Raw genomic sequence first — 22,167 nt, 5'->3', positions numbered from 1 at the left:
GCGGTCAGAGGCCCGGCGATGCCCCCGGCGGCGCCGTACCCCCGCTCAGACCGCCAGGAACGCCAGCGCCGTGGACGCCCCGAGCGACGCCCCGGCGACCGTCTGTGCCACGGAGTGGTACGTCAGGGCGACCCGCGACCAGCACACGGCGATCGTGAGCCCGTACGCCAGCAGCCACCACGGGGAGTGCACCGCGGCCAGGAGCGCCACCACCGCCGAGGCGACGGCGGAGTCCACCGAGATCTTCCAGACGGTGTTCACCGCGAGCAGCCCGATGGTCATCACCCACAGGGCGAGCATCGCGACCAGGATCGGCGTCGGCGCCCCGCCGAGGAGCATGACCAGCGAACCGGTGCCGATCGAGCCGAGGATGACGAAGAAGATCGGCGCCCGCTGGGTGCGGTCGACCACATGGCGGTCGCCCCACGTCCCCCGCTTGCGCTCCCATTCGATGTAGCCGGCCGGGATCAGCCCGGCGCACAGGGCGCCCAGCAGGCCCCACAGCAGGCCCGTCCAGTGGCCGGCCGCGGCCAGGCCGATGCCGAGCATGCCCACCAGCAGGACGTTGCGGGGCTGCAGGACGTCGGTGACGACGCGGGCCGCGGCGGCGACCGGCGTCTCGGGCGTGCCGGGGGTGGTCGTGGTCTCGTTCACGCGCTCTGCTCCAGACCCGAGCGCAGGACCGCGCGGGTGCGCTGTTCCGGTATGGACTTGTACGCGGCGGCCACCCGCACCAGCCAGGCGACCTCGCCGTCCTGGTCCGTGGCGTGCTTCGTCTCGAACGCGGCGGCCTTGCCGGCGGGCGCGCCCGCGGCCTTCGCCGCGAGGGCCGCCCTGATCCAGTAGGCGTCGGCCAGCGCGCCCGTCCTGCCGGGGTCGGCGCCCTCGCCCGCCGCGGCCTCCTTGGCGGCGGTCAGCATGCTGTCGGGCACGTAGTGGCGCAGCTTCTCCACCGCGTCCGCGATGTCGGCGGCCCAGCGGTCGACCCGGAGGTCGGCCGGGGTGTCGAAGCGGGTCAGCTCCCGGGCGAGCGAGGCCGGCGGGGCGAAGGGCTGGTCGGGGAAGGCCGTCATGAGCTCGCGCCACAGGGGGTGCAGGTTCACCTGCGCCCGCCAGAGCCGGGCGCGCCGCCAGGCCTTGCTGAAGGCGGGGATGGAGGCGCCGAGCGCGAAGAAGGCGAAGAGGACGACCTGCGCGGCCTCGGTGGCCTCGTCGAAGGCCAGCGCGAAGCCCTCGCTGGGCTGGTCGACCACGCTGATCCACAGGAACGCGGTCCGGCTGAGCGTGTAGCCGACCCCGATGAACATCGCGAAGGTCATCATGCCGAGCCCGACCCGGAGATGGAGCAGCTTGGCGTCGGCCGTGGCGAGGGCCCACTGGTAGGCGCAGACGGCGGACGCGGCGCCCAAGTACAGGTAGAAGACGCTCATGTAGAGCGTGGCGCCCCACTGGCCGGCGTGCTCGGCCACGAATCGGTCGGCGGGGACCGAGCGGTCCACGACCGTGAAGAAGAGCACGGTGAGCAGGACGAGGGTGACGACGGAGGCCTTGGTGGCCACCTGCTGGATGAACCGGGCGAAGCGCACATGGCGCGGGATCGCCCCGCCTTCCGGGTAGTGGCCGTAGATGGCCACGATGTAGCTGAGGATCGCGAGGATGGCGATGGTCGACGTGTAGTGCTTGATCAGCACCGCGAGGTCGACGACGGGGCTGTTGTTGAGCCCTATTCGCACCACCTGGGTCTTCGTCCACAGGGCGATGGCGAAGCCCGCGTAACAGCCCCACAGGGCGCGCCGGCGCTTGTCCTCCTCGTCGCCCCAGAGCGCGGCCGGCATGCGCCACAGGGCGACGGCGGTCATCAGACCGGCGATGAGGTAGCCGGCGAGGTCGAGCGCGGTCACGTGAGTTCCTCGGCTGTTCTGTGGGGGGTGGGGGGTTACGCGGGACTACGAGCGGCGGAAGAAGCCGCGGCGTCTGTGGGCGACGGGCCGGGAGAGCGAGTTGGCCAGCCGGCCGACCATGTCGTCGCTGGTCACGTCCCTGGCCATGCGCGGGATGAGGGAGGCGCCGAACTCGGCGATCCGCTCGTCGTGGGTGTCGTACTGGGCGCGGGCCTGGACCGTGTCGGAGGAGAGCACCCGCTTGATCAGCGAGGTGTCGAACACCGGCAGCAACTTCCGCAGCTGGTCGGCGTCGAGGCTGGTGCCGTGGTCGAACCACTCGTGGCACAGCTCGTGCAGGATCACGTGCTGGGTCTGGTAGGCGGTGGGGCGGCGACGGTAGAGCACATAGCTGGTGGTGCCGGACTTCAGCCGGAGGCCGCAGGCGGCGTTGACGCGTGCCAGCCGCTCGGGCAGCTCCTGGAGGACGATGGTCCGGCCGCGGGCCGCCTCCATGTTCGCGACCAGGCCCTCGATGGTGAAGGGCGCGGGTATGGGCAGGTCAGCCAGGCCGGCTTCGCACTCTTTGCGCAGTTCACGCAGGGACATTGAGGCCTCTTGGTCGTCGTCACGCGTGTGTGACATGCGGTCGGCGATTTTAGCCAACGCCGGCCGTCGACACCGAGCCGCGTGCCCTAACGTCCCGCTTCGCCGTCCTGTGCGCCGTCCTCGGGGCGCGGCTTGGCCTGGCTGTCCGCGAGGAGCGAGAGCGCGAACTCCAGGAGTTCCGCGGGCAGTCCCTCGTCGTCGACCCCGCGGCCGGCGACGCCGCTGATCTCGCCGGTGCGGCGCTTGGCGAGGAAGCGGAGCCCGGCGACGACGTCGCCGACGACCTCGGACTCCTCCTTGAAGAAACGCCAGTCCACGCCGAAGCCGAGGCCGAGCGCCTTGAGGATCTCCTCGGAGGGCTGGGTGACCTTCCCGGCCAGGATGTTGGAGAAGTAGCTGTGGGAGAGGGAGCCGCCGCGCTCCTTGACCAACTCGGCGAAGGTCCGCCCGGACACCTTCTGGCCGGGGAAGGTCTTCTCCAGCATGTACTCGACCTTCTGCTGCAACGACTGCAGCTCAGGCACCTGTTCCTCGCCGATGTCCATCCCGGTTACCTACGTTCACATCCTGCGCCGGCGCAAGTGCCGGGCTTGCGTAAACACTCTACGTCACTGTTAACTGCAAAAAACACGGCCAGGGCACCACAGGGGAGTGCCCTGGCCGTGTGCACGGCCTTGCACCGCGCCACCGCCCCGCACCGCGCCCCGCGCACCGCCCCGCGTGCCCGCCGACCGCGAACCGGCGGCCGACCTAAGGGTGTAGCCCTTCGCGACGGGGGATGCGCGAAGGGCTACACCCGTGCAGTATGCCAGTCCCCTAGAGGCCACTCCACAGCGCACCTCTCGCCGCAAGCGCGGCGGACCCAGGGCCGGACGCCCCCGGCCCCTCCTCCCGCCCCAGCGGCTCCGTCCACGCCGAAGCGACGCAACCCGCATGCGTTTCCGTCCGTCATCCCTCATGGGAAGAATCCGGCGTCCGCTGCGAAGTGACACAAGGCGGACCTCGCTCGTTAACGGCCAGACGGTTCACAGGATCCGCACACTGGGGGCGAACGATGAAGGTCTCGACTCAGCCGACGGTCTCCGTCGTCGTGCCTGTCTACAACGCCATGCCCTATCTCCGGCTGACGCTCCACTCGATCGAGCAGCAGACCCTCGGTCTCGACGCCATCGAGGTCGTCGCCGTCGACGACGGCAGCACCGACGGCAGCGGTGAGGTGCTCGACGAGTGGGCCGAGCGGCATCCCGGGGTGGTGAAGGTCATCCACCAGGAGGCGTCCGGCGGCCCGAGCCGGCCGCGGAACGTGGGGCTCGACCACGCCACCGGGCGCTACGTGTTCTTCGTCGACGGCGACGACTGCCTCGGCCCCGAGGCCCTGGAGCGGCTCGTCGCCATGGCCGAGCGGAACGGGTCCGACACCGTCCTCGCCAAGCTGGTCGGCGTCGGACGGCGCGTGCCCAAGCAGGTGTTCGCGAAGAACGTCGACCGGGCCGACCTGTCCAAGGGCGACGTCTACTACACCCTCATGCCCTTCAAGCTGTTCCGGCGCGAGGTCATCGAGCGGCACGGGCTGCGCTTCCCCGAGCACATGCGGATCAGCGAGGACCAGCACTTCGTCGCCCGCGCCTACCTGCACAGCAAGGTCATCTCCATCGTCGGCGACTACGACTGCTACTACCTCGTCAAGCGGGGCGACGACGGCAACATCACCGCCAACGGGATCGAGTTCGAGGTCGCCCTCGAACAGGCCGACGAGATGGTCGAGCTGGTGAAGGGGCTCACCGGGCCCGGAGCGCTCCGCGACCACCTGGTCGGGCGGCACGTCAACGTCGAGATGATGCGGCGCTTCGACCAGGGCTTCCTCGCCGCCGACGCCGACCGGCGCAAGCTCCTCGTCGAGCTCGCCCGCCCGTACGCCCGGAAGTGGATCGAGCCCGGCGTCCTCGCCCGGATGCCCGTCCACGAGAAGCTGGTCGCCCACTGCCTGCGCGAAGGGCTCGTCGAGGAGCTCGCCGACGTCGTCCGCTGGCAGCGCGACGGACGGCCCGGCAAGGCCCTCGTCCGCGACGGGCGGGTCTACGCGACCCCGCCGTACCCCCCGGCCGACTCCCCCGTGCACCGGGAGCTCTGCGACATCACCGGTCAGGTCCTCGGCGTCAGCCCGCGCCGCCGGGTCGACCGGCTCGCCTGGCGCGGCACCGTCCTCGAACTGTCCGGGTACGCGTACGTCGACCAGGTCGACACCGACGACCTGGTCACCGAGGTGGTCCTGCGGCACGTCGGCAGCGGCCGCGAGCTCACCGTCCCCGCCGAACAGATCCCCTCACCGCATCTGACCGTCAGCCGCGGCAAGGAGACGTACGACTACGGGCGGGCCTGCTTCCGGGCCGCCGTCGACCTGGCCCGCGCCGACGGCGGGGCGCCCCTCCCCAAGGGCGACTGGCAGCTCTCGCTGCGCTGCACCGCCCACGGCCTGACCGCCCGCGGCGCCCTCGGCAACGCGCTCGGCGGCAAGGTCAGCAAGCGGGCCGACGAGCACGCCGTCTCCCTGCCGGGCACGGGCAAGCGGCTGCACACCGCACGGGTCGGCCCGCGCGACGGCGAGCTGCTGCTGCGGCTGCGGCCCGCGCCCTCCGCCGTCTCCGCGTACGCCGTGAGCTTCGGCTGGAAGGCGGCTCGGGCCGTCCGCTCGCGCGTCAGCTGGAAGTGAGCGGGCGGTCGTCCCCGACCGGGTCCTCCGCCCGCTCCTTCCCCGGCTCGACCGCCAGGAACTCCACCACCGCGAACGCGAAGAGCAGCGCCAGCACCAGGCCCACCACCACCCAGCCCGTCGGGTACGACCACAGCACGTACACCAGCACGGCCACCGCCACCAGGATCCAGGTGATCCACGTGCGGTGGCGCCGTACGAACGGGCCCACCGGGCCGGTGCCGAAGCCCGCGCGGTCGGCGGTGGCGCGGGTCGCCGCGATCCCCGAGTGCCACAGGCTGCGCACCAGGCGGGCGTACCTGCCGGGGCCGGAGAGCCAGGCGGCGAGCGCCAGGACGATGCCGAGGACCACGACCATCCGCACCGCCGTCCGCAGATAGCGGATCAGGATGTCGTAGACGGAGCCCGCGGCGGCCGGGGAGACGCCGGTGGGCAGGGCGTTGAGGTAGACCGTACGGAAGACGGTCAGGCCGATCCCGAGGACGAGCGCCGCGGCGGCGAAGCCGAGGGCGGCGGCGACCAGGGCGCGGCGCCGGTGGGTGGCGAGCAGGACGCCGCCCGCGACGAACAGCACGGCGATCACCGGCAGCCAGAAGCCCAGCTTCTGCAGCAGGGCGAAGCCGGTCTTCACCTTCCCGATGTCGTCGGCCTGGACGAGGGTGAAGTCGGTGTGGACCTCGGGGATCTTCGCGGCCACCGTCAGGCCCGAGTCGACGAGCCGCTGCTTGACCTGGTCGACGACCGGCGCCAGGTCCAGGGTCACCGTGTCCTGGTTGACCTTCACCGCGCCCTCTTCGCTGCCCGTCAGCGCGCGGTCGAGGGAGGTGTGGACGGCACGGTTGGCCTGGTCCCAGACGGTCTGGAAGTTGTCGGAGGCCACGACCTGCTGCGCCTTCTCGTGGACGAAGCTGCCGACGGCCCCTTCGAGGGAGTCGCCGAGCTTGCCCAGGGCCTTCTCCAGGACGGGGCGCTGCTCGGGGGCCACGCCTTCGAGGAGGTCGGCGAGGTCGATGTGCTCCATGACCGCGTTGGTGACCCGGGTCGCGACCGCCGTCTGGACGTCGGGGTCGGAGGCGAGCGGGGCGACCGTGGACACATAGCGGTCGGTGTCGCCGAGCAGGTCGGCCGTCCAGGCGGCGACCAGGCTCAGCGGGGCCAGCACGCAGCCGATGACGATGAGCAGGGCCGAGAAGAAGGCGCGCACCCGGTGGTGGGCCGGAGCCGGCGGGCGGGCCGTCCGCTCCGCCTCCAGGGCCGCCACCCGGGCCCGCAGCACCGAGAGTTCGTCGTCACCACCGGTCGTCATGCCGCCTCCGGAGCTCGTCCGGACCCCGCATCGCGCGCGGAGGCCGGTCCTCCCGATTGTGTGAGCCGTGCGGGGGTTTGTCGCTCCGGGCTGCTCCGGACGGGGCCGTTTGCGATCATGCCGGTCATGGCTTCCCCCGCGCTGCGCTGCGCCGTACTCGACGACTACCAGGGCGTCGCCCTCTCCTGTGCCGACTGGAGCCCGCTCGACGGGCGGGTCGAGGTGCGCGTGCTGCGCGAGCGCCTCGCCGACCGGGACGCGCTGGTCGCCGCCGTCGAGGACTGCGAGATCCTGGTGGTGATGCGGGAGCGGACGCCCGTCGACGCCGCCCTCCTCGACCGGCTGCCCCGGCTGCGGCTGGTCGTCACCTCGGGCCTGCGCAACGCCTCGATCGACCTGGCGGCCGCCCGCGCCCGGGGCGTCACCGTCTGCGGCACCGCCAGCGGGTCCGAGCCGCCCACCGAACTGACCTGGGCGCTGATCCTGGGCCTGGCCCGGCAGGTGCACACGGAGAGCCGGGCGATGCGGGAGGGCGGGCCCTGGCAGTCGACGGTCGGCCTGGACCTGGCCGGACGCACGCTGGGGCTCGTCGGCCTCGGCAAGATCGGCGGCCGGGTGGCCCGGATCGGCCTCGCCTTCGGCATGGACGTGGTCGCCTGGAGCCCGAACCTCACCGACGAGCGGGCCGCGGAGCACGGCGTCCGGCGGGCGCGGAGCCTGCCGGAACTGCTCGGCGGCAGCGACGTCGTCTCCCTGCACATGGTGCTCTCCGACCGCACCCGCGGTCTGCTCGGGGAGGCGGAGCTGCGGGCGATGCGCCCGGACGCGTACCTGGTGAACACCTCGCGGGCGGGCCTGGTCGACGGGGCGGCGCTGCTGGCGGCGCTGCGCGAGGGCCGGATCGCGGGGGCCGGCCTCGACGTGTACGAGACGGAGCCGCTGCCCGCCGACGACCCCCTGCGCACGCTGCCGAACGTGCTCGCGCTGCCGCACCTCGGGTATGTGACCCAGGCCAACTACGGGCGCTATTTCGGGCAGGCCGTGGAGGACATCGAGGCGTTCCTGGCGGGGGCGCCGGTACGGGAGTTGGGCTAGGCGGCCGGAGGCGGCCCGGAAGACGCGCCTCGGCCCCGTGACCCCTGGCGAGGGGTACGGGGCCGAGGGCGGCGTTCGGAGGGTCAGGCGGCCTGGGCCGCCTCCGCCGTCCGCGCCGGGGCGGGCCCCGGTGCGAGCAGTCGCTCCGCGAGCAGGCCGAAGGCGAGTCCGAAGACCGCCCACAGGCCCGCCTGGATGCCCAGGGTCGCGAGCCGGAACTCCCACAGCACGGCGGCGGGGAAGTCGGACTGCACCGAGTCCCCGTTGCCCGGCAGGAACAGGCACGCGACGGTGACCGCGGCGACGAAGCCCGCGCCCGCCAGGACGGTCGCGTTCCAGTTGCCGAGGCGCGGGGCGAGGCGGCGGCCCGCGACGACCGCGGCGATGCCGAGCAGCACGCTCAGCAGGACCATCAGGAAGAACAGCGCGGTGCGCTGCCCGATGGTGTCCGGGTTGCCGACGGCCGGCGGGGTCGCCGGGTACTTCAGGAACGGGACCAGATAGACCGTGGTGAAGGCGCCCGCCGCGACGAGCGCCGCGGTCGCCTTCGGGCCGAAACGGCCGACCCGGCCCAGGACGAAGCAGAACGCCAGCGACGCGATGCCGCCGAGGGCGACACCGTAGACGAGCACGCCGGTGGCGAGACCCGCCGTGGACTGGAGGTCCCGGCTGACGATCTCCTCCTCCTCGGCGGGCTCCGCGGCCTGCCCATGGCCCGCGCCATGGCTGTGGGCTGCCGCGTGCTCCGCCTTGGCGGCGGCCTCCTCGACGGCGATCGAGGCGTTGACGGACGGTTCACCCGCGACGTAGGCGACGGCGAAGGCGAACAGACCGGCGATCAGGCCCGCGAGCATGCCGCGGACGAGCAGCCGCCCCACGAGGGAACCCGTGGGGGCGGCCTGGGGTGGTGCGGGTGGAGCGGTGGGGGATGACATGTGCGCGGTGGCCCCTCAGTGGCAGGGGAAACCGAGCAGGTGGCGCCCGTCGTGCACCCACTCGTGCACGTCGCTGCCCGCGAAGAGGGCGGTGGCGCCCTGCTCGGCACCGACGAAGTAGAGCGCGACGAGCATCAGGACCCCGGCGAACAGCGCCCACGGGAGCACCGCGCGGACCGGCAGGGAAGCCGGGACGGCGATGGACGGGGTGGAGACGGCGGGCGACGCGATGGCCTCGGCCATGGTGGAACCTCCTCGGGAACTCGCGTCCCATACGGTGGTGCGCGACGACGGTCGTCGGGTCTGACTCACCCGTCCCGGGGGCCGGGGCGGGCTCACAGTGGCGCGACCGTGCCGGACTTGCACCGGACTTCCGTCTCGCCGTCGTCGTTCTGTGGAAATGTCGCCTGACCGTACCGCGCCCGTCACTCCGCGCCAAGAGCGCCTGGACGGCGCCCCGATGAATTGAGGGATGAATCACCCATGGTTGCGCGCCCCCAGACCGTGCGGCTCACGCTGATCGCCCCCGCCATGACCGCCGCGCTGCGCGAGGCGCGGTTCGACGACGAGGGGCCGGTCGAGCCCGTGGCGGCGGGGCCGTTGGCCCTTCCGGCGGGGGTACGGGTGGTCAGCTCGCCGTCCGGGCGGTGCCGGGCGACCGCAGGGGCCCTGGGTCTCGGACCGGGCGACTTCCGGGTCGAGGAGGCCCTGGCGGGCTGCGCGATGGGCCGTTGGCGGGGCCGCCGGCTCGACGAACTGGCCGCCGCGGAACCGGAGTCGGTGGCGGCCTGGCTCGCCGACCCGGCCGCGGCCCCGCACGGCGGCGAGTCGCTGGGGGAGCTGCGCGCGCGGGTCGCGGCCTGGCTGGACGCCCTGGAGCCGGGCGCCGTCCGCGCCTTCGCCGAGCCGGACGTGATCCGCGCGGCCGTCGGGCACGCCCTCGGCGCCCCCGACTCCGCCTTCTGGCGGCTGGACGTGCGCCCCCTGTACGCGGTGGAGCTCTCGGGGCGGGCGGGGCGCTGGAACGTGCTCCTGGGCGCCCCGGTCAGCTGAGCGCCGCGCGCGCCAGGTCCAGGAACTCGGCTTCGGTGAGCCCGAGTCGGCGGGCCTCGGCGGCCAGCGCGCGAAGCCGGTCCGCCAGCTGGGCGCGGCCGGGGGTGGTGGCGCCGGGGACGATGACGGCGCCGCGGCCGCGCCGGAGCTCGATCAGCCCCTCCTCGCGCAGCCGCTGGTAGCCGCGCAGCACGGTGTGGACGTTCACGCCGAGGGAGTCGGCGAGTTCACGGGCGGCGGGCAGGCGCTCGCCGGGGGCGGCGGTGCCGTCGGCGAGCGCACCGCGCACACAGCCGGCGATCTGGTCCCCGAGGGGGACGGCGGAGGCGGGGTCGACCCGGAAGAGCACGGTCAGCCCCTCGCGGTGTCGTCGCCGCGCGCCGCCAGCGCGTTGAGCAGGCCCGCGGCCGTCTCCGGGTCGTCGACCGTCACGACGAACTCCCGGCCGTCCCGGCGGCGGACGGCGAGGGCCGGGCCCGAGCGCAGGATGACGCCGCTCGCGCCGGGGCGGACCCGGTAGCCCCAGCCGCCGAACTCGGTGAGCGGGTCGACGTGGCGGGCCCGCGCGTCGGCGATGGTGTCGAGCGGCACCCGCAGCCGCGGGCGGGCCACGAGGGCGGGACGGACGGTCAGACCGCGCCGGTCGGCGCTCACCCGGACGCGGCCGAGCGCGGTGCCGGGCACGCCGATCGCCAGCGGGATCAGCGCGTACGGCCAGGGGGCGAAGAGGGGGACGACGAGCGCGGCGAGCAGGAAGGCGCAGCCGAGCAGGGTCATCGGCAGGGAGCCGGTGGCGCGGGTCCAGCCGGCGAGCTCTCCGGCGCCGAGGTCGAGCCGCGGCGCACCCGCGGCCGCGGCCGGCGGCGCGGGCTCCCGCGGTACGAGCCGGGTGAGCGCGAGGCCGGCCGGGGCGGCGAGGGCCGCGATGCCCAGGGCCGCGGTCAGCACGGCGAGCCGCAGCCGGGCGGCGGCCGGGTCCGTCACGTCGAGGTTGCCGCGCAGCAGCAGGGCGAGCAGCGCGCCGATGAACCCGGCGGTCGCCCAGGCACCCCACAGGGCCCGTCGCCGCACGAGGAGGGTCCAGGCGAGGCCGAGGGAGAGCAGCAGGCCCGAGCTGACGGCGAGGTAGCCGCCGGTGGCGGTGAAGCCGTCGGCGCGGCCGTCCCCGCCGAAGTGGGTGGCGAGTCGGTCGGGCAGCCGGTCGCGCCAGAGCGCGAACAGCAGCAGGTCGACGGCGAGCGCGAGCAGGAACGGCAGTGCGGCGAGCAGCCGCAGCCGAGGGGCGACAGGGTGCACAGGACCCTCCAGGCTCCAGTCCCGGTTCTATTTGTTTGCACTCTACTAGAACAATTAGACCGGGGTGCCGGCTCTCCGGATGCGGAGACCCCGTACTCCCGGTTGACTGACGGCTGACCGGACCGAATGCGTACGAATGGGGAGAACTGCATGCGTCGTCGGCCCGCCACCACCCTCGCCGCCCTGACGGCCCTGACCGCCCTCACCGCCGCCGTGACCACCGGGTGCAGCAGCGACGACGACAAGCCCGACCCCCTGCGCGACGACCAGTGGGCCCTGGACGCCCTGAAGATGCCGGACGCCTGGACCACCGACCGCGGCGACGACACCGTCATCGCCGTCGTGGACACCGGCGTCGACCTCGACCACCCGGACCTCAAGGGCCGCCTGGTCGACGGCTACGACTTCGTCGACGACGACGCCGAGCCCAAGGACCTCAACGGCCACGGCACCCATGTCGCCGGCATCGCCGCCGCCCACACCGACAACGGCATCGGCGTCGCGGGCGGCGCGCCCGGCGCGAAGATCATGCCGGTGCGGGTCCTGGGCGCCGACGGCAGCGGCACCAACGACGACATCACCAAGGGCATCGTCTGGGCCGCCCAGCACGGCGCCGACGTCATCAACCTCTCGCTCGGCGAATCCGGCCTGATGGCCCGGCTGCTCAAGGGCGGCATCCTCAACCAGGCCATCTCCGCCGCCAACGCCAAGGGCGCGGTCGTGGTCGCCGCCGCGGGCAACGACTCCACGATCCTCCAGCCCTACGCGCTCGACACCCCGGTGCTCGTCGTCAACGCCGCCGGCGAGAACGGCGCTCCCGCCTCCTTCACCAACTTCGGCGCCCGGAACGCCGTGTCCGCGCCCGGCGTCGACATCCTGTCCACCCTGCCGACGTACACGACGAGGGAGACCCTGCGGAACACCTCGGGGTACGGGCAGCTCTCCGGCACCTCGATGGCCTCGCCGTACGTCTCCGCCGTGGCCGCGCTGCTGCACCGGCAGGGCCTGTCCCCGGCCGCGATCATGAAGACGATCCGGGACACCGCGAGCAACCCGCAGAACCTACCCAAACTGGGGCTCGGGAACGTGGACGCGGCGGCCGCCGTCAAGGCGGCGAAGGACGCGAAGAACCAGTAGGCGACCGGCGACGAGCGGGAGTTCGGGATCGTGACGTACGCACGACGGTGTGGGACGGTGGGCGCATGCCGGTACCCGTGATCCTCGACTGCGATCCCGGTCACGACGACGCCTTCAACATCCTGCTCGCCGCGGCCCACCCGGCCGTCGACCTGCTCGCCATCACGACCGTGGCGGGCAACCAGACGCTGGAGAAGACCACGCTCAACGCGCGCCGGGTGTGCTCCGTGGCCGGGATCCACGGCGTCCCGATCGCGGCCGGCCGGGACCGCCCGCTGCACGCGGGCCCGTACGGCACTCCGCGGGTCGCCGAGAACATCCACGGCGGCTCCGGGCTCGACGGCCCCGGCTTCGGGGAGGGCGAGCCGCCCGTGCCGCAGGACCCGCGCGACGCCCTCGCGCTGACCCGGGACATCCTGCTCGCCCACCCGGCGCCCGTCACCCTCGTGCCGACGGGCCCGCTGACCAATGTCGCCGCGCTCCTGGTCGCCCACCCGGAGCTGGCCGCCCGGATCGAGCGGATCGTGCTCATGGGCGGCTCGACGGGGCGGGGCAACACGACACCGGCGGCCGAGTTCAACATCCTCTGCGACCCCGAGGCGGCGGACCTCGTCTTCCGCAGCGGGATCCCGCTGACCATGTTCGGCCTGAACGTCACCCACCAGGTCCGGGCCACCCCCGACGTGCTCTCCCGCCTCGCCGCGCTGGGCACCCCGCTGGGGCGCCTGTGCGTCGAGCTCCTGACGTACTTCGCGGCGACCTACCGCGAGGTGTACGGCTTCGACGCGCCACCCGTGCACGATCCGCTGACGGTGGCCCACCTCATCGACCCGTCGCTGGTCAGCCTGGTGCGCGCGCCGGTGGCGGTCGAGCTGGGGGGCACGTACACGCGCGGGGCGACCGTGATCGACCTGGACGGGGTGACCGGGCTCCCGGCCAACGCCGAGGTCGGCATGGAGGCGGACGCGGACCGCTTCTGGGACCTGATCGTGGAGGCGGTGCGGGTGCTGGGCGAGCGCATGTAACGAGACGCCGCGTCTTGCGGGATGCGGGATCACGGCGTACGGTGAACGCGTCGATCACGAGACGACACGTCTCGTCTCGCAGCGAAACCGTCTTGCCGAGCGCGTTGCCGAGCTCCTCGTCGAACTCCCCGTCGGGCTCCCCCGTCGAGCTCGCTCCCGTCCCGCTCGCCCGTCTTGTCGCCGAGGCCAGGAGGCCGCCCTTGTTCCGTGTCCAACTCACCGACGTCACCAAGCGCTACGACACCCGCCTCGTCCTCGACCGGGTCTCCCTCTCCGTCCGCGCCGGCGAACGCATCGGCGTCGTCGGCGACAACGGCTCCGGCAAGTCCACCCTGCTGCGGCTGCTCGCCGGGCAGGAGGCCGCCGACAACGGCACCGTCACCGTCGACTCCCCCGGCGGCGTCGGCCACCTGGCCCAGACCCTCGACCTGCCCGGCACCGCGAGCGTCGGCGCCGCGATCGACCTCGCCCTCGCCGACGTACGGCAACTGGAGCGGGCGATCAGGGCCGCCGAGGCCGCGCTCGACCGGACCGGCGACCTGGACGGATACGCCGCCCTGCTCGCCGCGTACGAGGCGCGCGGCGGCGCGGACGCCGACCGGCGGGTGGAGAGCACGCTGCGGCAGCTCGGCGAGCGCGCCCCGCTCGACCGGGCCCGCCCGCTCGGCTCCCTCTCCGGCGGGCAGCGCTCCCGGCTCGCCCTCGCCGCGGCCCTCGCCGCCGACCCCGAGCTGCTGCTGCTCGACGAGCCGACCAACGACCTCGACGACGAGGCGGTGGACTGGCTGGAGGAGCGCCTGCGCGGCCACCGGGGGACGGTCGTCGCCGTCACCCACGACCGGGTCTTCCTGGACCGGGTCGCCACGACCGTCCTGGAGGTGGACCACGAGCGGCGGACGCTGCGCCGGTACGGCAACGGCTACGCCGGCTACCTGACCGGACGGGCCGCCGAACGGGCCCGGTGGGAGCGGGAGTACGAGCAGTGGCGGGCGGATACCGCCCGGTACTCGGCGCTCGCCGACACCCACATCGACCGCTTCTCCCACATCCCGCGCAAGGCCCCCGCCGCCTTCAGCGGCGCCGGCGCGTTCCGGGCCCGGTCACGGGCGCACGGCGCGATGAGCAGGATCCGGTCGGCCCGCGAGCAGCTGCGGCGGCTGACCGAGCACCCGGTCCCCGCGCCGCCCGAGCCGCTGCGGTTCGCGGCACGCGTCCAGGGCGCCGCGGCGCCGGTCGCCCTGGCGGACGTACGGGTCGCGGGACGGCTCCGGCTGGACGCCCTGCGCCTCGAAGCCGGCGAGCGGCTTCTGGTCACCGGCCCGAACGGGGCGGGCAAGACCACCCTCCTGAAGGTCCTCGCGGGCGAACTCGCGCCGGACCACGGCACGGTGAGCACCCCGGCCCGGTCGGGCATGCTGCGGCAGGACGCCGGTCCGGCCGACGACCCGCGCACGGTGGCGGCGGCGTTCGGCGCGGGCCGGGAGGACGAGCTGCTGTCCCTCGGGCTGTTCGCGGCCGAAGACCTCGCGACCCCCGTGCGCGAACTCTCCACCGGACAGCGGCGGAAGCTGGAACTGGCCCGACTGGTCAGCCGCCCGGTCGACCTGCTGCTGCTCGACGAACCGACCAACCACCTGGCCCCGGGCCTGGTGGAGGAGATGGAGGCCGCCCTCGCGTCCTACTCCGGCACGCTGGTGATCGTCACCCACGACCGGCGCATCCGCGAGGGCTTCCGGGGCCGCCGCCTGGAGCTGGCCCCGGCCCCGTCCGCCACGACGGTCTAGCCCTCGTCGCCGTCCGCGGCGCCCTCCAGGTCGCCCTCGGTCTCCAGGAACACCTGCCGCAGCGCCGCCAGCGTCTCCGGGTCCGGCTTCTCCCACATGCCGCGGGACTCCGCCTCCAGGAGCCGCTCGGCGATGCCGTGCAGCGCCCACGGGTTGGCCTCCTTCAGGAAGGCCTGGTTCTCCGGGTCGAGGACGTACGCCTCGGTGAGCTTGTCGTACATCCAGTCGGCGACGACGCCCGTCGTGGCGTCGTAGCCGAAGAGGTAGTCGACCGTCGCCGCCAGCTCGAACGCGCCCTTGTAGCCGTGCCGGCGCATCGCCTCGATCCAGCGCGGGTTGACCACGCGGGCGCGGAACACCCGGGAGGTCTCCTCGACCAGCGTGCGGGTGCGGACCGTCTCCGGGCGGGTGGAGTCGCCGATGTACGCCTCGGGGGCCGTGCCCTTGAGCGCGCGGACGGTCGCCACCATGCCGCCGTGGTACTGGAAGTAGTCGTCGGAGTCCGCGATGTCGTGCTCGCGCGTGTCCGTGTTCTTCGCCGCGACCGCGATCCGCTTGTACGCCGACTCCATCTCGGCCCGCGCCGGGCGCCCTTCGAGGCCGCGGCCGTACGCGTAGCCGCCCCAGACCGTGTACACCTCGGCCAGGTCCGCGTCCGTGCGCCAGTCGCGGGAGTCGATCAGCTGCAGCAGACCCGCGCCGTACGTGCCCGGGCGGGAGCCGAAGATACGGGTGGTGGCGCGGCGCTCGTCGCCGTGCTCGGCGAGGTCCGCCTGCGCGTGCGCCCGTACGTGGTTGTCCTCGGGCGACTCGTCCTCCAGGCCGGCGACCAGCCGGACGGCGTCGTCGAGGAGCCCGATGACGTGCGGGAACGCGTCGCGGAAGAAGCCGGAGATGCGCAGCGTGACGTCGATGCGGGGACGGCCGAGCTCGGCCAGCGGGATGGGCTCGAGGCCGTTGACGCGGCGCGAGGCGTCGTCCCAGCGCGGGCGGACGCCCAGCAGGGCGAGCGCCTCGGCGACGTCGTCGCCCGCGGTGCGCATCGCGCTCGTCCCCCACAGGGACAGGCCGACGGAGGTCGGCCACTCGCCGTTGTCGTCGCGGTAGCGGGTGAGCAGCGAGTCGGCGAGCGCCTGGCCCGTCTCCCACGCCAGCCGGGACGGGACGGCCTTGGGGTCGACCGAGTAGAAGTTGCGGCCGGTCGGCAGGACGTTGACCAGGCCGCGCAGCGGGGAGCCCGAGGGGCCGGCCGGGACGAAGCCGCCGTTCAACGCGTGCACGGCGTGCGCCAGTTCGTCGGTGGTGGCGGCGAGCCGGGGCACCACCTGCTCGCAGGCGAAGCGCAGCACCGCGTGCACCTCGTCGCCGTACCCGTCGGCCACGGTCGCGATCGCGTCCACGGACCAGTCGGCGGCCTCCATGCCCTCGACCAGCTCCCGCGCCTTCGCCTCCGCCTCGTCGGCGGTGGTGCGGGTCGCCGCGGACTCGTCCAGGCCCAGCGCCTCGCGCAGACCCGGCAGCGCCTGCGTGCCGCCCCAGATCTGGCGGGCGCGCAGGATCGACAGGACCAGGTTCACCCGGGCCTCGCCGGCCGGCGCACCGCCGAGGACGTGCAGACCGTCGCGGATCTGGGCGTCCTTGACCTCGCACAGCCAGCCGTCGACGTGCAGCAGGAAGTCGTCGAAGCCGTCGTCCTCCGGGCGCTCCTCCAGGCCCAGGTCGTGGTCGAGCTTCGCCGCCTGGATCAGCGTCCAGATCTGGGCGCGGATCGCGGGCAGCTTCGCCGGGTCCATGGAGCTGATCTGCGCGTACTCGTCGAGCAGCTGCTCCAGGCGGGCGATGTCGCCGTACGAGTCGGCGCGGGCCATCGGCGGCACCAGGTGGTCGACGAGCGTGGCGTGCACGCGCCGCTTGGCCTGGGTGCCCTCGCCCGGATCGTTGACCAGGAACGGGTAGACCAGCGGCAGGTCGCCGAGGGCCGCGTCCGGGCCGCAGGCGGCGGACAGGCCGGCGTTCTTGCCGGGCAGCCACTCCAGGTTGCCGTGCTTGCCCAGGTGCACCATGGCGTCCGCGCCGAAGCCGCCGTCCTCGGCGCGCGCGGCGATCCAGCGGTAGGCCGCCAGGTAGTGGTGGGACGGGGGCAGGTCCGGGTCGTGGTAGATCGCGATCGGGTTCTCGCCGAAGCCGCGCGGCGGCTGGATGAGGACGAGGAGGTTCCCGCGGCGCAGGGCGGCGAGCACGATGTCGCCCTCCGGGTTGCGGGAGCGGTCCAGGAACATCTCGCCGGGCGCCGGGCCCCAGTGCTCCTCGACCTGCTCGCGCAGCTCGGCCGGGAGCTCGGCGTACCAGCGCTTGTAGTCGGCGGCCGGGATGCGGACCGGGTTGCGGGCCAGCTGCTCCTCGGTGAGCCAGTCCTGGTCGTGGCCGCCGGCCTCGATCAGGGCGTAGATCAGCTCGTCGCCGTCGCCGGAGACCAGGCCCGGGATGTCCTCGGCGGGGCCGAAGTCGTAGCCCTCCTCGCGCAGCCTGCGCAGCAGCGCGACGGCGGAGGCGGGGGTGTCCAGGCCGACCGCGTTGCCGATGCGGGAGTGCTTCGTCGGGTACGCGGAGAGGACGAGCGCCAGCTTCTTCTCGGCGTTCGGGATGTGCCGCAGGCGCGCGTGCCGGACGGCGATGCCGGCGACGCGGGCGGCGCGCTCGGCGTCCGCCACGTAGGCGGGAAGGCCGTCCTCGTCGATCTCCTTGAAGGAGAAGGGGACGGTGATCAGGCGCCCGTCGAACTCGGGGACGGCGACCTGGCTCGCGGCGTCCAGCGGGGACAGGCCCTCGTCGTTCTCCTCCCAGGCCGACCGCGAGCCGGTCAGGCACAGGGCCTGCAGGATCGGCACGTCGAGCGCGGCGAGCGCGCCCGCGTCCCAGGCCTCCTCGTCGCCGCCGGCCTGTGCCTCGGCGGGCTTGGTGCCGCCGGCCGCGAGGACGGTGGTGACGATGGCGTCGGCGGTGCGGAGCTCGGCGAGCAGCTCCTCCTCGGGGGCGCGCAGGGACGCCACGTACAGCGGCTTGGCCTGGGCTCCCTGGGCCTCGATCGCGTCGCACAGGGCGCCGACGAAGGCGGTGTTGCCGCTCATGTGGTGGGCGCGGTAGTAGAGCACGGCGATGGTGGGGCCGTCGGTGTTCCCGGCCGCGCGCTCCAGCGGGCCCCAGGTCGGCGCGGCGGCCGGCGGCTCGAAGCCGTGGCCGGTCAGCAGGACCGTGTCGGAGAGGAACCGGGCCAGCTGGCCCAGGTTGGCCGGGCCGCCGTGGGCGAGATAGGCGTGGGCCTCGGTGGCCACGCCGACCGGGACGGTCGAGGCCTCCATCAGCTGGGCGTCGGGGGCCTGTTCGCCGCTGAGCACCACCACGGGCTTGCCGGCGGCCAGGACCGTGTCCAGGCCCTCCTGCCAGGAGCGCAGGCCGCCGAGGAGGCGTACGACGACGAGGTCGACGCCGTCGAGCAGGGCGGGGAGGTCGGCGAGCGGCAGCCGGGCGGGGTTGGCGAACCGGTACTCCACCGCGCCTTCGGCGACGGCGGCGTTCGCCGCGCGGGCGCTGAGCAGGTCGGTGTCGGAGTGCGACAGCAGCAGGAGCATGGCGAGCTCAGGCCCTTCCTCGGGGTTGTCCGCGCCCCGGGTGGTCGTGTGGACGGCGGGAGTTCCTGACTCACCCGTCCCCCCGCCGGTTCGCGCGGGTACGGGCTCACAGTGGCGGGACCGCGCCGGATTCTCACCGGGCTTCCTCCCCGGGGTCCTGGGACCCCATGCCGCTTGCATCCTAGATCGTGCGGGGGGCCTGCGGGGGGTGGGCCGGGGTCGGGCGGATCACAGTGGCCGGCGGCGCTCGCGGCAGGTGGGAGCGGACCACCCCGTGGGTATGCTCGCCGCCATGCCGGCCACCCCACGCACCTCGCCCGAAGCGGGCGAACCTCTCATACGGGACCGCGGCGACGCCTGCCCGGGTGCGCTGCGCCTGCACCGTGCCGACGACGGCATGCTCGCCCGACTCCGCCTGCCGGGCGGGCTGTTGACGGCCCGTCAGGTCGAGGCTCTGGCCGACGCGACCGTCTCCCTCGGGGACGGGAGCGTCAGCATCACCTCGCGCGGCAACGCGGAGCTGCGCGGCCTCGACGCGGGGTGCGGGAGCGAGCTGGCCGCCCTGCTCGACCGGGCCGGACTGCTGCCCTCCCCCGGCCACGAACGGATCCGCAACATCGTCGCCTCCCCGGCCGCGGGCCTGGACGGACTCGGCTGCGCGGACGTGCAGTTGTGGGCACGGGAACTGGACGCACTGCTGTGCGGGGAGACGTGGACGCCGTCGCTTTCCGGACGTTTCCTGTTCGTCCTGGACGACGGACGGGGGGACGTCGCGGGGCTCGGCGGGGATGTGACCTTGCTCGCAGAGGCGGGAACGGGCGCGGGCGCTGCCGTAGCTGTCGGTGGAGCGGCGCGCGGTGTCGTCGGTCGGGCGGTGCTGTGCCTCGGCGCGCAGTCCTTCCGGGTCGCCGCCCCCGACGCGCCCCGCGCCGCGCTCGCCGCCGCCGACGCCTTCCTGCGGGCCGCCGCGGCCGCCGGGAACGGGGCCTGGCGGGTGCGGGAGCTGCCCGAGGGGTGTGCGCCGGACGTGGCGGGGGCCCTGGCGCGCGCCGGTGTCGCCGCGGAGGCCGTGCCCGCGCCGGCGCTCCCCCGGGGCGGCCCTCCGGCCCCCGGCCCCCTCGGCCCCGAAGCCTTCTCCGTCCTCGCGCCGCTCGGCCGGCTGACCGCGGCTCAGCTGCGGGCGCTGCTGCCGGCCCGCGAGGTGCGGTTCACGCCCTGGCGCGGGGCGGTCGTCGCCGCGCCGCCCGCCCGGCTCGCCGAACTCGCCGCGCTCGGCCTGATCACCCGGCCCGCCGACCCGGGCGCCGGCGTCGGCGCCTGCACCGGGCGGCCCGGCTGCGCCAAGTCCCTCGCCGACGTGCGGCGGGACGCCGCCCTCGCGCCGCGGGGCCTGCTGCCCGTGCACTTCTCCGGGTGCGCGCGCCGCTGCGGGCATCCGCACGGCGCCTGGGTGGACGTCCTCGCCACCGAGGACGGCGGCTACCTGGTGGACGGGCGCCCCACTCCCCGTACCTCCCTGTCCGAAGCAGTCGCGGCGGCCCGCGGCCCGGCGACAACCACGAGATGAGCGAGAGCAACAGGATGTTCGAGTACGAGAAGGACGGCACGGAGATCTACCGCCGTTCCTTTGCCACGATCCGCGCCGAGGCGGATCTCGCGGGCCTGCCCGCCGACGTCGCCACCGTCGCGGTGCGGATGATCCACGCCTGCGGCATGACCGACCTCGTGCAGGACCTCGCCTACTCCCCCGGCGTCGTGGCCTCGGCGCGCGCCGCGCTGCGGGCGGGCGCGCCGATCCTGTGCGACGCGCAGATGGTGGCCAGCGGGGTCACCCGCAAGCGGCTGCCCGCCGACAACGACGTGGTCTGCACGCTGTCCGACCCGTCCGTGCCCGGCCTCGCCGCCGAGCTCGGCACCACCCGGTCGGCCGCCGCGATGGAGCTGTGGCGGGACCGCCTGGAGGGCTCGGTCGTCGCCGTCGGCAACGCGCCGACGGCGCTCTTCCACCTCCTGGAGATGATCGCGAAGGGCGCGGGGAAGCCGGCGGCCGTGCTCGGCATCCCGGTCGGCTTCATCGGCGCCGCCGAGTCCAAGGACGCGCTGGCCGCCAACGAGCTCGGCCTGGAGTACCTGGTCGTACGGGGCAGGCGGGGCGGCAGCGCCATGACCGCGGCGGCGCTCAACGCCCTCGCGCACGAAGCGGAGATCCAGGCATGAGCGTCGTGAAGGGCAAGCTGTACGGGGTCGGCCTCGGCCCCGGCGACCCGAACCTGATGACGGTGGCCGCCGTGAAGGCCATCGCCGAGGCGGACGTCGTCGCCTACCACTCGGCCCGGCACGGGCGGTCCATCGCGCGCTCCATCGCGGCCGAGCACCTGCGCGAGGACCACATCGAGGAGCGGCTGATGTACCCGCTCACGGTGGAGACCACCGACCACCCGGGCGGCTACCGGGGGGCGCTGGACGACTTCTACGAGGAGGCCGCGGCCCGGCTCGCCGCCCACCTCGACGCGGGCCGCACGGTCGCCGTGCTCGCGGAGGGCGACCCGCTGTTCTACGGCTCGTACCAGCACATGCACAAGCGCCTCGCGCACCGCTACGACACCACCGTCATCCCCGGCGTGACCTCCGTCAGCGCCGCCGCGGCCCGGCTCGGCGAGCCGCTGTGCGAGGCCGAGGAGGTCCTGACGATCGTCCCCGGCACCCTCCCGGAGGACGAGCTGACCGCGCGCCTCGCCGGCACGGACTCGGCCGTGGTGATGAAGCTGGGCCGCACCTTCCCGGCGGTGAAGCGGGCGCTGGAGCGGGCCGGCCGGCTCGAGGACGCGCGGTACGTGGAGCGGGCGTTCATGGCGGGCGAGCGGACGGGCCGGCTGGACGAGATCGACCCGGAGTCGGTCCCGTACTTCTCGGTCGCCGTCCTCCCCTCCCGCATCGACGCGCAGCCGCCGGTACGGGAGCGGGGCGAGGTCGTCGTCGTCGGCACCGGACCGGCCGGGGCGCCCTGGCTGACGCCCGAGTCGCGCGGCGCCCTGGTGAACGCCGACGACCTGGTCGGCTACACCACCTACCTGGACCGGGTACCGGTCCTGCGCGCCTCGCAGGTCCGCCACGGCTCCGACAACAAGGTCGAGTCGGAGCGCGCCGAGTTCGCCCTCGACCTGGCCCGGCGCGGGCGCCGCGTCGCGGTGGTCTCCGGCGGCGACCCGGGCGTCTTCGCCATGGCGACCGCCGTCCTGGAGATCGCCGCGGAGGACCGCTACGCGGACGTCCCCGTCCGGGTGCTGCCCGGGGTGACCGCCGCCAACGCGGCCGCCGCCGCCGCGGGCGCGCCCCTCGGCCACGACTACGCGACCATCTCGCTCTCCGACCGGCTCAAGCCCTGGGAGGTCATCTCCCGGCGCCTGCGCGCCGCGGCCGAGGCCGACCTGGTCCTGGCGATCTACAACCCGGGCTCCAAGTCCCGCACCCACCAGGTCGCCGCCGCGCGCGACCTCCTCCTCGAACTCCGCTCCCCCGACACCCCGGTGGTCGTCGCCCGCGACGTGGGCGGCCCGGAGCAGTCGGTGCGCGTGCTGACCCTGAAGACCCTGGATCCCTCCGAGGTCGACATGCGCACCCTGCTCCTCATCGGCTCCTCGCAGACCCGGGTCACGAAGCGCGCCGACGGCCGCACGATCGCGTGGACGCCGCGGCGGTACGGCTAGG

Annotated in this window: 19 protein-coding genes and 2 riboswitches; of the genes, 9 read left to right on the top strand and 10 right to left on the bottom strand. The window is 74.1% G+C overall.

Going from position 1 to position 22,167, the window contains the following annotated elements; translation table 11 throughout:
• Positions 1 to 45: 45 nt before the first annotated feature.
• The 4 genes from ACH414_RS12760 to ACH414_RS12745 all read right to left on the bottom strand — a co-directional run bounded on the left by ACH414_RS12760 (position 46) and on the right by ACH414_RS12745 (position 3,034).
• Positions 46 to 654 (bottom strand): hypothetical protein, encoded by a 609-nt coding sequence (locus ACH414_RS12760; RefSeq protein WP_382539448.1) that lies wholly within the window; start codon positions 652 to 654, stop codon positions 46 to 48.
• Positions 651 to 1,901 carry an MAB_1171c family putative transporter gene (locus ACH414_RS12755; protein WP_386563393.1) on the bottom strand — a complete coding sequence of 417 codons (1,251 nt, stop codon included), beginning with the start codon at positions 1,899 to 1,901 and terminating at the stop codon, positions 651 to 653. The genes ACH414_RS12760 and ACH414_RS12755 overlap by 4 nt, the downstream gene beginning before the upstream one ends.
• A gap of 45 nt (positions 1,902 to 1,946) precedes the next feature.
• Positions 1,947 to 2,489 (bottom strand): toxin, encoded by a 543-nt coding sequence (locus tag ACH414_RS12750; protein WP_382539442.1) that lies wholly within the window; start codon positions 2,487 to 2,489, stop codon positions 1,947 to 1,949.
• An 86-nt stretch (positions 2,490 to 2,575) separates the two neighbouring features.
• Positions 2,576 to 3,034 (bottom strand): hypothetical protein, encoded by a 459-nt coding sequence (locus ACH414_RS12745; RefSeq protein ID WP_386563390.1) that lies wholly within the window; start codon positions 3,032 to 3,034, stop codon positions 2,576 to 2,578.
• 509 nt (positions 3,035 to 3,543) lie between these two features.
• On the opposite strand from ACH414_RS12745, the gene ACH414_RS12740 reads away from it, so the two are divergent.
• Positions 3,544 to 5,199, top strand: a complete 1,656-nt coding sequence (locus ACH414_RS12740; protein WP_398941764.1) for a glycosyltransferase family 2 protein — start codon at positions 3,544 to 3,546, stop codon at positions 5,197 to 5,199.
• Here the strand turns inward: ACH414_RS12740 and ACH414_RS12735 are convergent.
• On the bottom strand, positions 5,186 to 6,505 hold the full coding sequence (locus ACH414_RS12735) for a hypothetical protein (protein WP_391769779.1): 1,320 nt from the start codon (positions 6,503 to 6,505) through the stop codon (positions 5,186 to 5,188). The genes ACH414_RS12740 and ACH414_RS12735 overlap by 14 nt on opposite strands.
• Positions 6,506 to 6,631: 126 nt before the next feature.
• On the opposite strand from ACH414_RS12735, the gene ACH414_RS12730 reads away from it, so the two are divergent.
• A complete protein-coding gene (locus tag ACH414_RS12730) occupies positions 6,632 to 7,600 on the top strand; it encodes a D-2-hydroxyacid dehydrogenase family protein (RefSeq protein ID WP_398941762.1) in 969 nt (322 codons plus the stop codon).
• Between the two features lie 83 nt (positions 7,601 to 7,683).
• Here the strand turns inward: ACH414_RS12730 and ACH414_RS12725 are convergent, their stop codons facing one another.
• The gene (locus ACH414_RS12725; RefSeq protein WP_398941760.1) at positions 7,684 to 8,535 is read right to left on the bottom strand and encodes a CbtA family protein; all 852 of its coding nucleotides are present in this window, start codon (positions 8,533 to 8,535) and stop codon (positions 7,684 to 7,686) included.
• A gap of 15 nt (positions 8,536 to 8,550) precedes the next feature.
• Positions 8,551 to 8,778 (bottom strand): CbtB-domain containing protein, encoded by a 228-nt coding sequence (locus ACH414_RS12720; RefSeq protein WP_382539425.1) that lies wholly within the window; start codon positions 8,776 to 8,778, stop codon positions 8,551 to 8,553.
• A 58-nt stretch (positions 8,779 to 8,836) separates the two neighbouring features.
• Positions 8,837 to 8,910: riboswitch (cobalamin riboswitch) on the bottom strand.
• Positions 8,911 to 9,018: 108 nt separating this feature from the next.
• On the opposite strand from ACH414_RS12720, the gene ACH414_RS12715 reads away from it, so the two are divergent.
• Positions 9,019 to 9,588 carry a histidine phosphatase family protein gene (locus ACH414_RS12715; RefSeq protein ID WP_398941758.1) on the top strand — a complete coding sequence of 190 codons (570 nt, stop codon included), beginning with the start codon at positions 9,019 to 9,021 and terminating at the stop codon, positions 9,586 to 9,588.
• On the opposite strand, the gene ACH414_RS12710 is transcribed toward ACH414_RS12715, so the two are convergent.
• Both ACH414_RS12710 and ACH414_RS12705 read right to left on the bottom strand, forming a co-directional pair.
• Positions 9,581 to 9,937: a GntR family transcriptional regulator gene (locus ACH414_RS12710; RefSeq protein ID WP_382539420.1), complete on the bottom strand. Its 357-nt coding sequence runs from the start codon at positions 9,935 to 9,937 to the stop codon at positions 9,581 to 9,583. The genes ACH414_RS12715 and ACH414_RS12710 overlap by 8 nt on opposite strands.
• 2 nt (positions 9,938 to 9,939) lie before the next feature.
• Entirely contained in the window at positions 9,940 to 10,884 is a 945-nt protein-coding gene (locus tag ACH414_RS12705; RefSeq protein WP_398941757.1) for a hypothetical protein, read from the bottom strand.
• A gap of 150 nt (positions 10,885 to 11,034) precedes the next feature.
• Between ACH414_RS12705 and ACH414_RS12700 the strand changes: the two genes are divergently transcribed.
• The 3 genes from ACH414_RS12700 to abc-f all read left to right on the top strand — a co-directional run bounded on the left by ACH414_RS12700 (position 11,035) and on the right by abc-f (position 14,830).
• Complete coding sequence (locus ACH414_RS12700) at positions 11,035 to 12,021, top strand: S8 family serine peptidase (RefSeq protein ID WP_382539414.1); 987 nt, start codon at positions 11,035 to 11,037, stop codon at positions 12,019 to 12,021.
• Between the two features lie 65 nt (positions 12,022 to 12,086).
• Positions 12,087 to 13,046: a nucleoside hydrolase gene (locus ACH414_RS12695; RefSeq protein WP_382539411.1), complete on the top strand. Its 960-nt coding sequence runs from the start codon at positions 12,087 to 12,089 to the stop codon at positions 13,044 to 13,046.
• Positions 13,047 to 13,246: 200 nt separating this feature from the next.
• Positions 13,247 to 14,830, top strand: coding sequence for a ribosomal protection-like ABC-F family protein (abc-f, locus tag ACH414_RS12690; protein ID WP_398941756.1), 1,584 nt, complete (start codon positions 13,247 to 13,249; stop codon positions 14,828 to 14,830).
• Here the strand turns inward: abc-f and cobN are convergent.
• A complete protein-coding gene (gene cobN / locus ACH414_RS12685) occupies positions 14,827 to 18,459 on the bottom strand; it encodes a cobaltochelatase subunit CobN (protein ID WP_382539405.1) in 3,633 nt (1,210 codons plus the stop codon). The two genes, abc-f and cobN, sit on opposite strands and share 4 nt — an antisense overlap.
• Positions 18,460 to 18,518: 59 nt before the next feature.
• A riboswitch (cobalamin riboswitch) is annotated at positions 18,519 to 18,607 on the bottom strand.
• 132 nt (positions 18,608 to 18,739) lie between these two features.
• Here cobN and ACH414_RS12680 point away from each other — a divergent pair.
• The 3 genes from ACH414_RS12680 to ACH414_RS12670 are packed head-to-tail and all read left to right on the top strand — an operon-like array spanning position 18,740 to position 22,166.
• On the top strand, positions 18,740 to 20,026 hold the full coding sequence (locus ACH414_RS12680; protein ID WP_382539578.1) for a cobalamin biosynthesis protein CobG: 1,287 nt from the start codon (positions 18,740 to 18,742) through the stop codon (positions 20,024 to 20,026).
• A complete protein-coding gene (locus tag ACH414_RS12675) occupies positions 20,023 to 20,676 on the top strand; it encodes a precorrin-8X methylmutase (protein WP_382539402.1) in 654 nt (217 codons plus the stop codon). The genes ACH414_RS12680 and ACH414_RS12675 overlap by 4 nt, the downstream gene beginning before the upstream one ends.
• Positions 20,673 to 22,166, top strand: a complete 1,494-nt coding sequence (locus ACH414_RS12670; RefSeq protein WP_386563366.1) for a precorrin-2 C(20)-methyltransferase — start codon at positions 20,673 to 20,675, stop codon at positions 22,164 to 22,166. The genes ACH414_RS12675 and ACH414_RS12670 overlap by 4 nt, the downstream gene beginning before the upstream one ends.
• Position 22,167: the final 1 nt, after the last annotated feature.

The sequence above is a fragment of the Streptomyces sp. NPDC020422 genome (assembly GCF_044386705.1).
Lineage (GTDB): Bacteria > Actinomycetota > Actinomycetes > Streptomycetales > Streptomycetaceae > Streptomyces.
Note: the sequence above shows the minus strand (reverse complement) of the source record. Positions and strands in the feature narration are given on the sequence as shown.

Excerpts from the sequence above, each read along its gene's own strand:
- ACH414_RS12740 (WP_398941764.1), top strand. The coding sequence starts at position 3,544 with ATGAAGGTCTCGACTCAGCCGACGGTCTCCGTCGTCGTGCCTGTCTAC.
- cobN (WP_382539405.1), bottom strand. The coding sequence starts at position 18,459 with ATGCTCCTGCTGCTGTCGCACTCCGACACCGACCTGCTCAGCGCCCGC.
- ACH414_RS12695 (WP_382539411.1), top strand. The coding sequence starts at position 12,087 with ATGCCGGTACCCGTGATCCTCGACTGCGATCCCGGTCACGACGACGCC.
- ACH414_RS12670 (WP_386563366.1), top strand. The coding sequence starts at position 20,673 with ATGAGCGTCGTGAAGGGCAAGCTGTACGGGGTCGGCCTCGGCCCCGGC.
- ACH414_RS12675 (WP_382539402.1), top strand. The coding sequence starts at position 20,023 with ATGAGCGAGAGCAACAGGATGTTCGAGTACGAGAAGGACGGCACGGAG.
- ACH414_RS12725 (WP_398941760.1), bottom strand. The coding sequence starts at position 8,535 with ATGTCATCCCCCACCGCTCCACCCGCACCACCCCAGGCCGCCCCCACG.
- ACH414_RS12700 (WP_382539414.1), top strand. The coding sequence starts at position 11,035 with ATGCGTCGTCGGCCCGCCACCACCCTCGCCGCCCTGACGGCCCTGACC.
- ACH414_RS12745 (WP_386563390.1), bottom strand. The coding sequence starts at position 3,034 with ATGGACATCGGCGAGGAACAGGTGCCTGAGCTGCAGTCGTTGCAGCAG.
- ACH414_RS12720 (WP_382539425.1), bottom strand. The coding sequence starts at position 8,778 with ATGGCCGAGGCCATCGCGTCGCCCGCCGTCTCCACCCCGTCCATCGCC.
- ACH414_RS12730 (WP_398941762.1), top strand. The coding sequence starts at position 6,632 with ATGGCTTCCCCCGCGCTGCGCTGCGCCGTACTCGACGACTACCAGGGC.
- ACH414_RS12715 (WP_398941758.1), top strand. The coding sequence starts at position 9,019 with ATGGTTGCGCGCCCCCAGACCGTGCGGCTCACGCTGATCGCCCCCGCC.
- ACH414_RS12735 (WP_391769779.1), bottom strand. The coding sequence starts at position 6,505 with ATGACGACCGGTGGTGACGACGAACTCTCGGTGCTGCGGGCCCGGGTG.
- ACH414_RS12680 (WP_382539578.1), top strand. The coding sequence starts at position 18,740 with ATGCTCGCCGCCATGCCGGCCACCCCACGCACCTCGCCCGAAGCGGGC.
- ACH414_RS12750 (WP_382539442.1), bottom strand. The coding sequence starts at position 2,489 with ATGTCCCTGCGTGAACTGCGCAAAGAGTGCGAAGCCGGCCTGGCTGAC.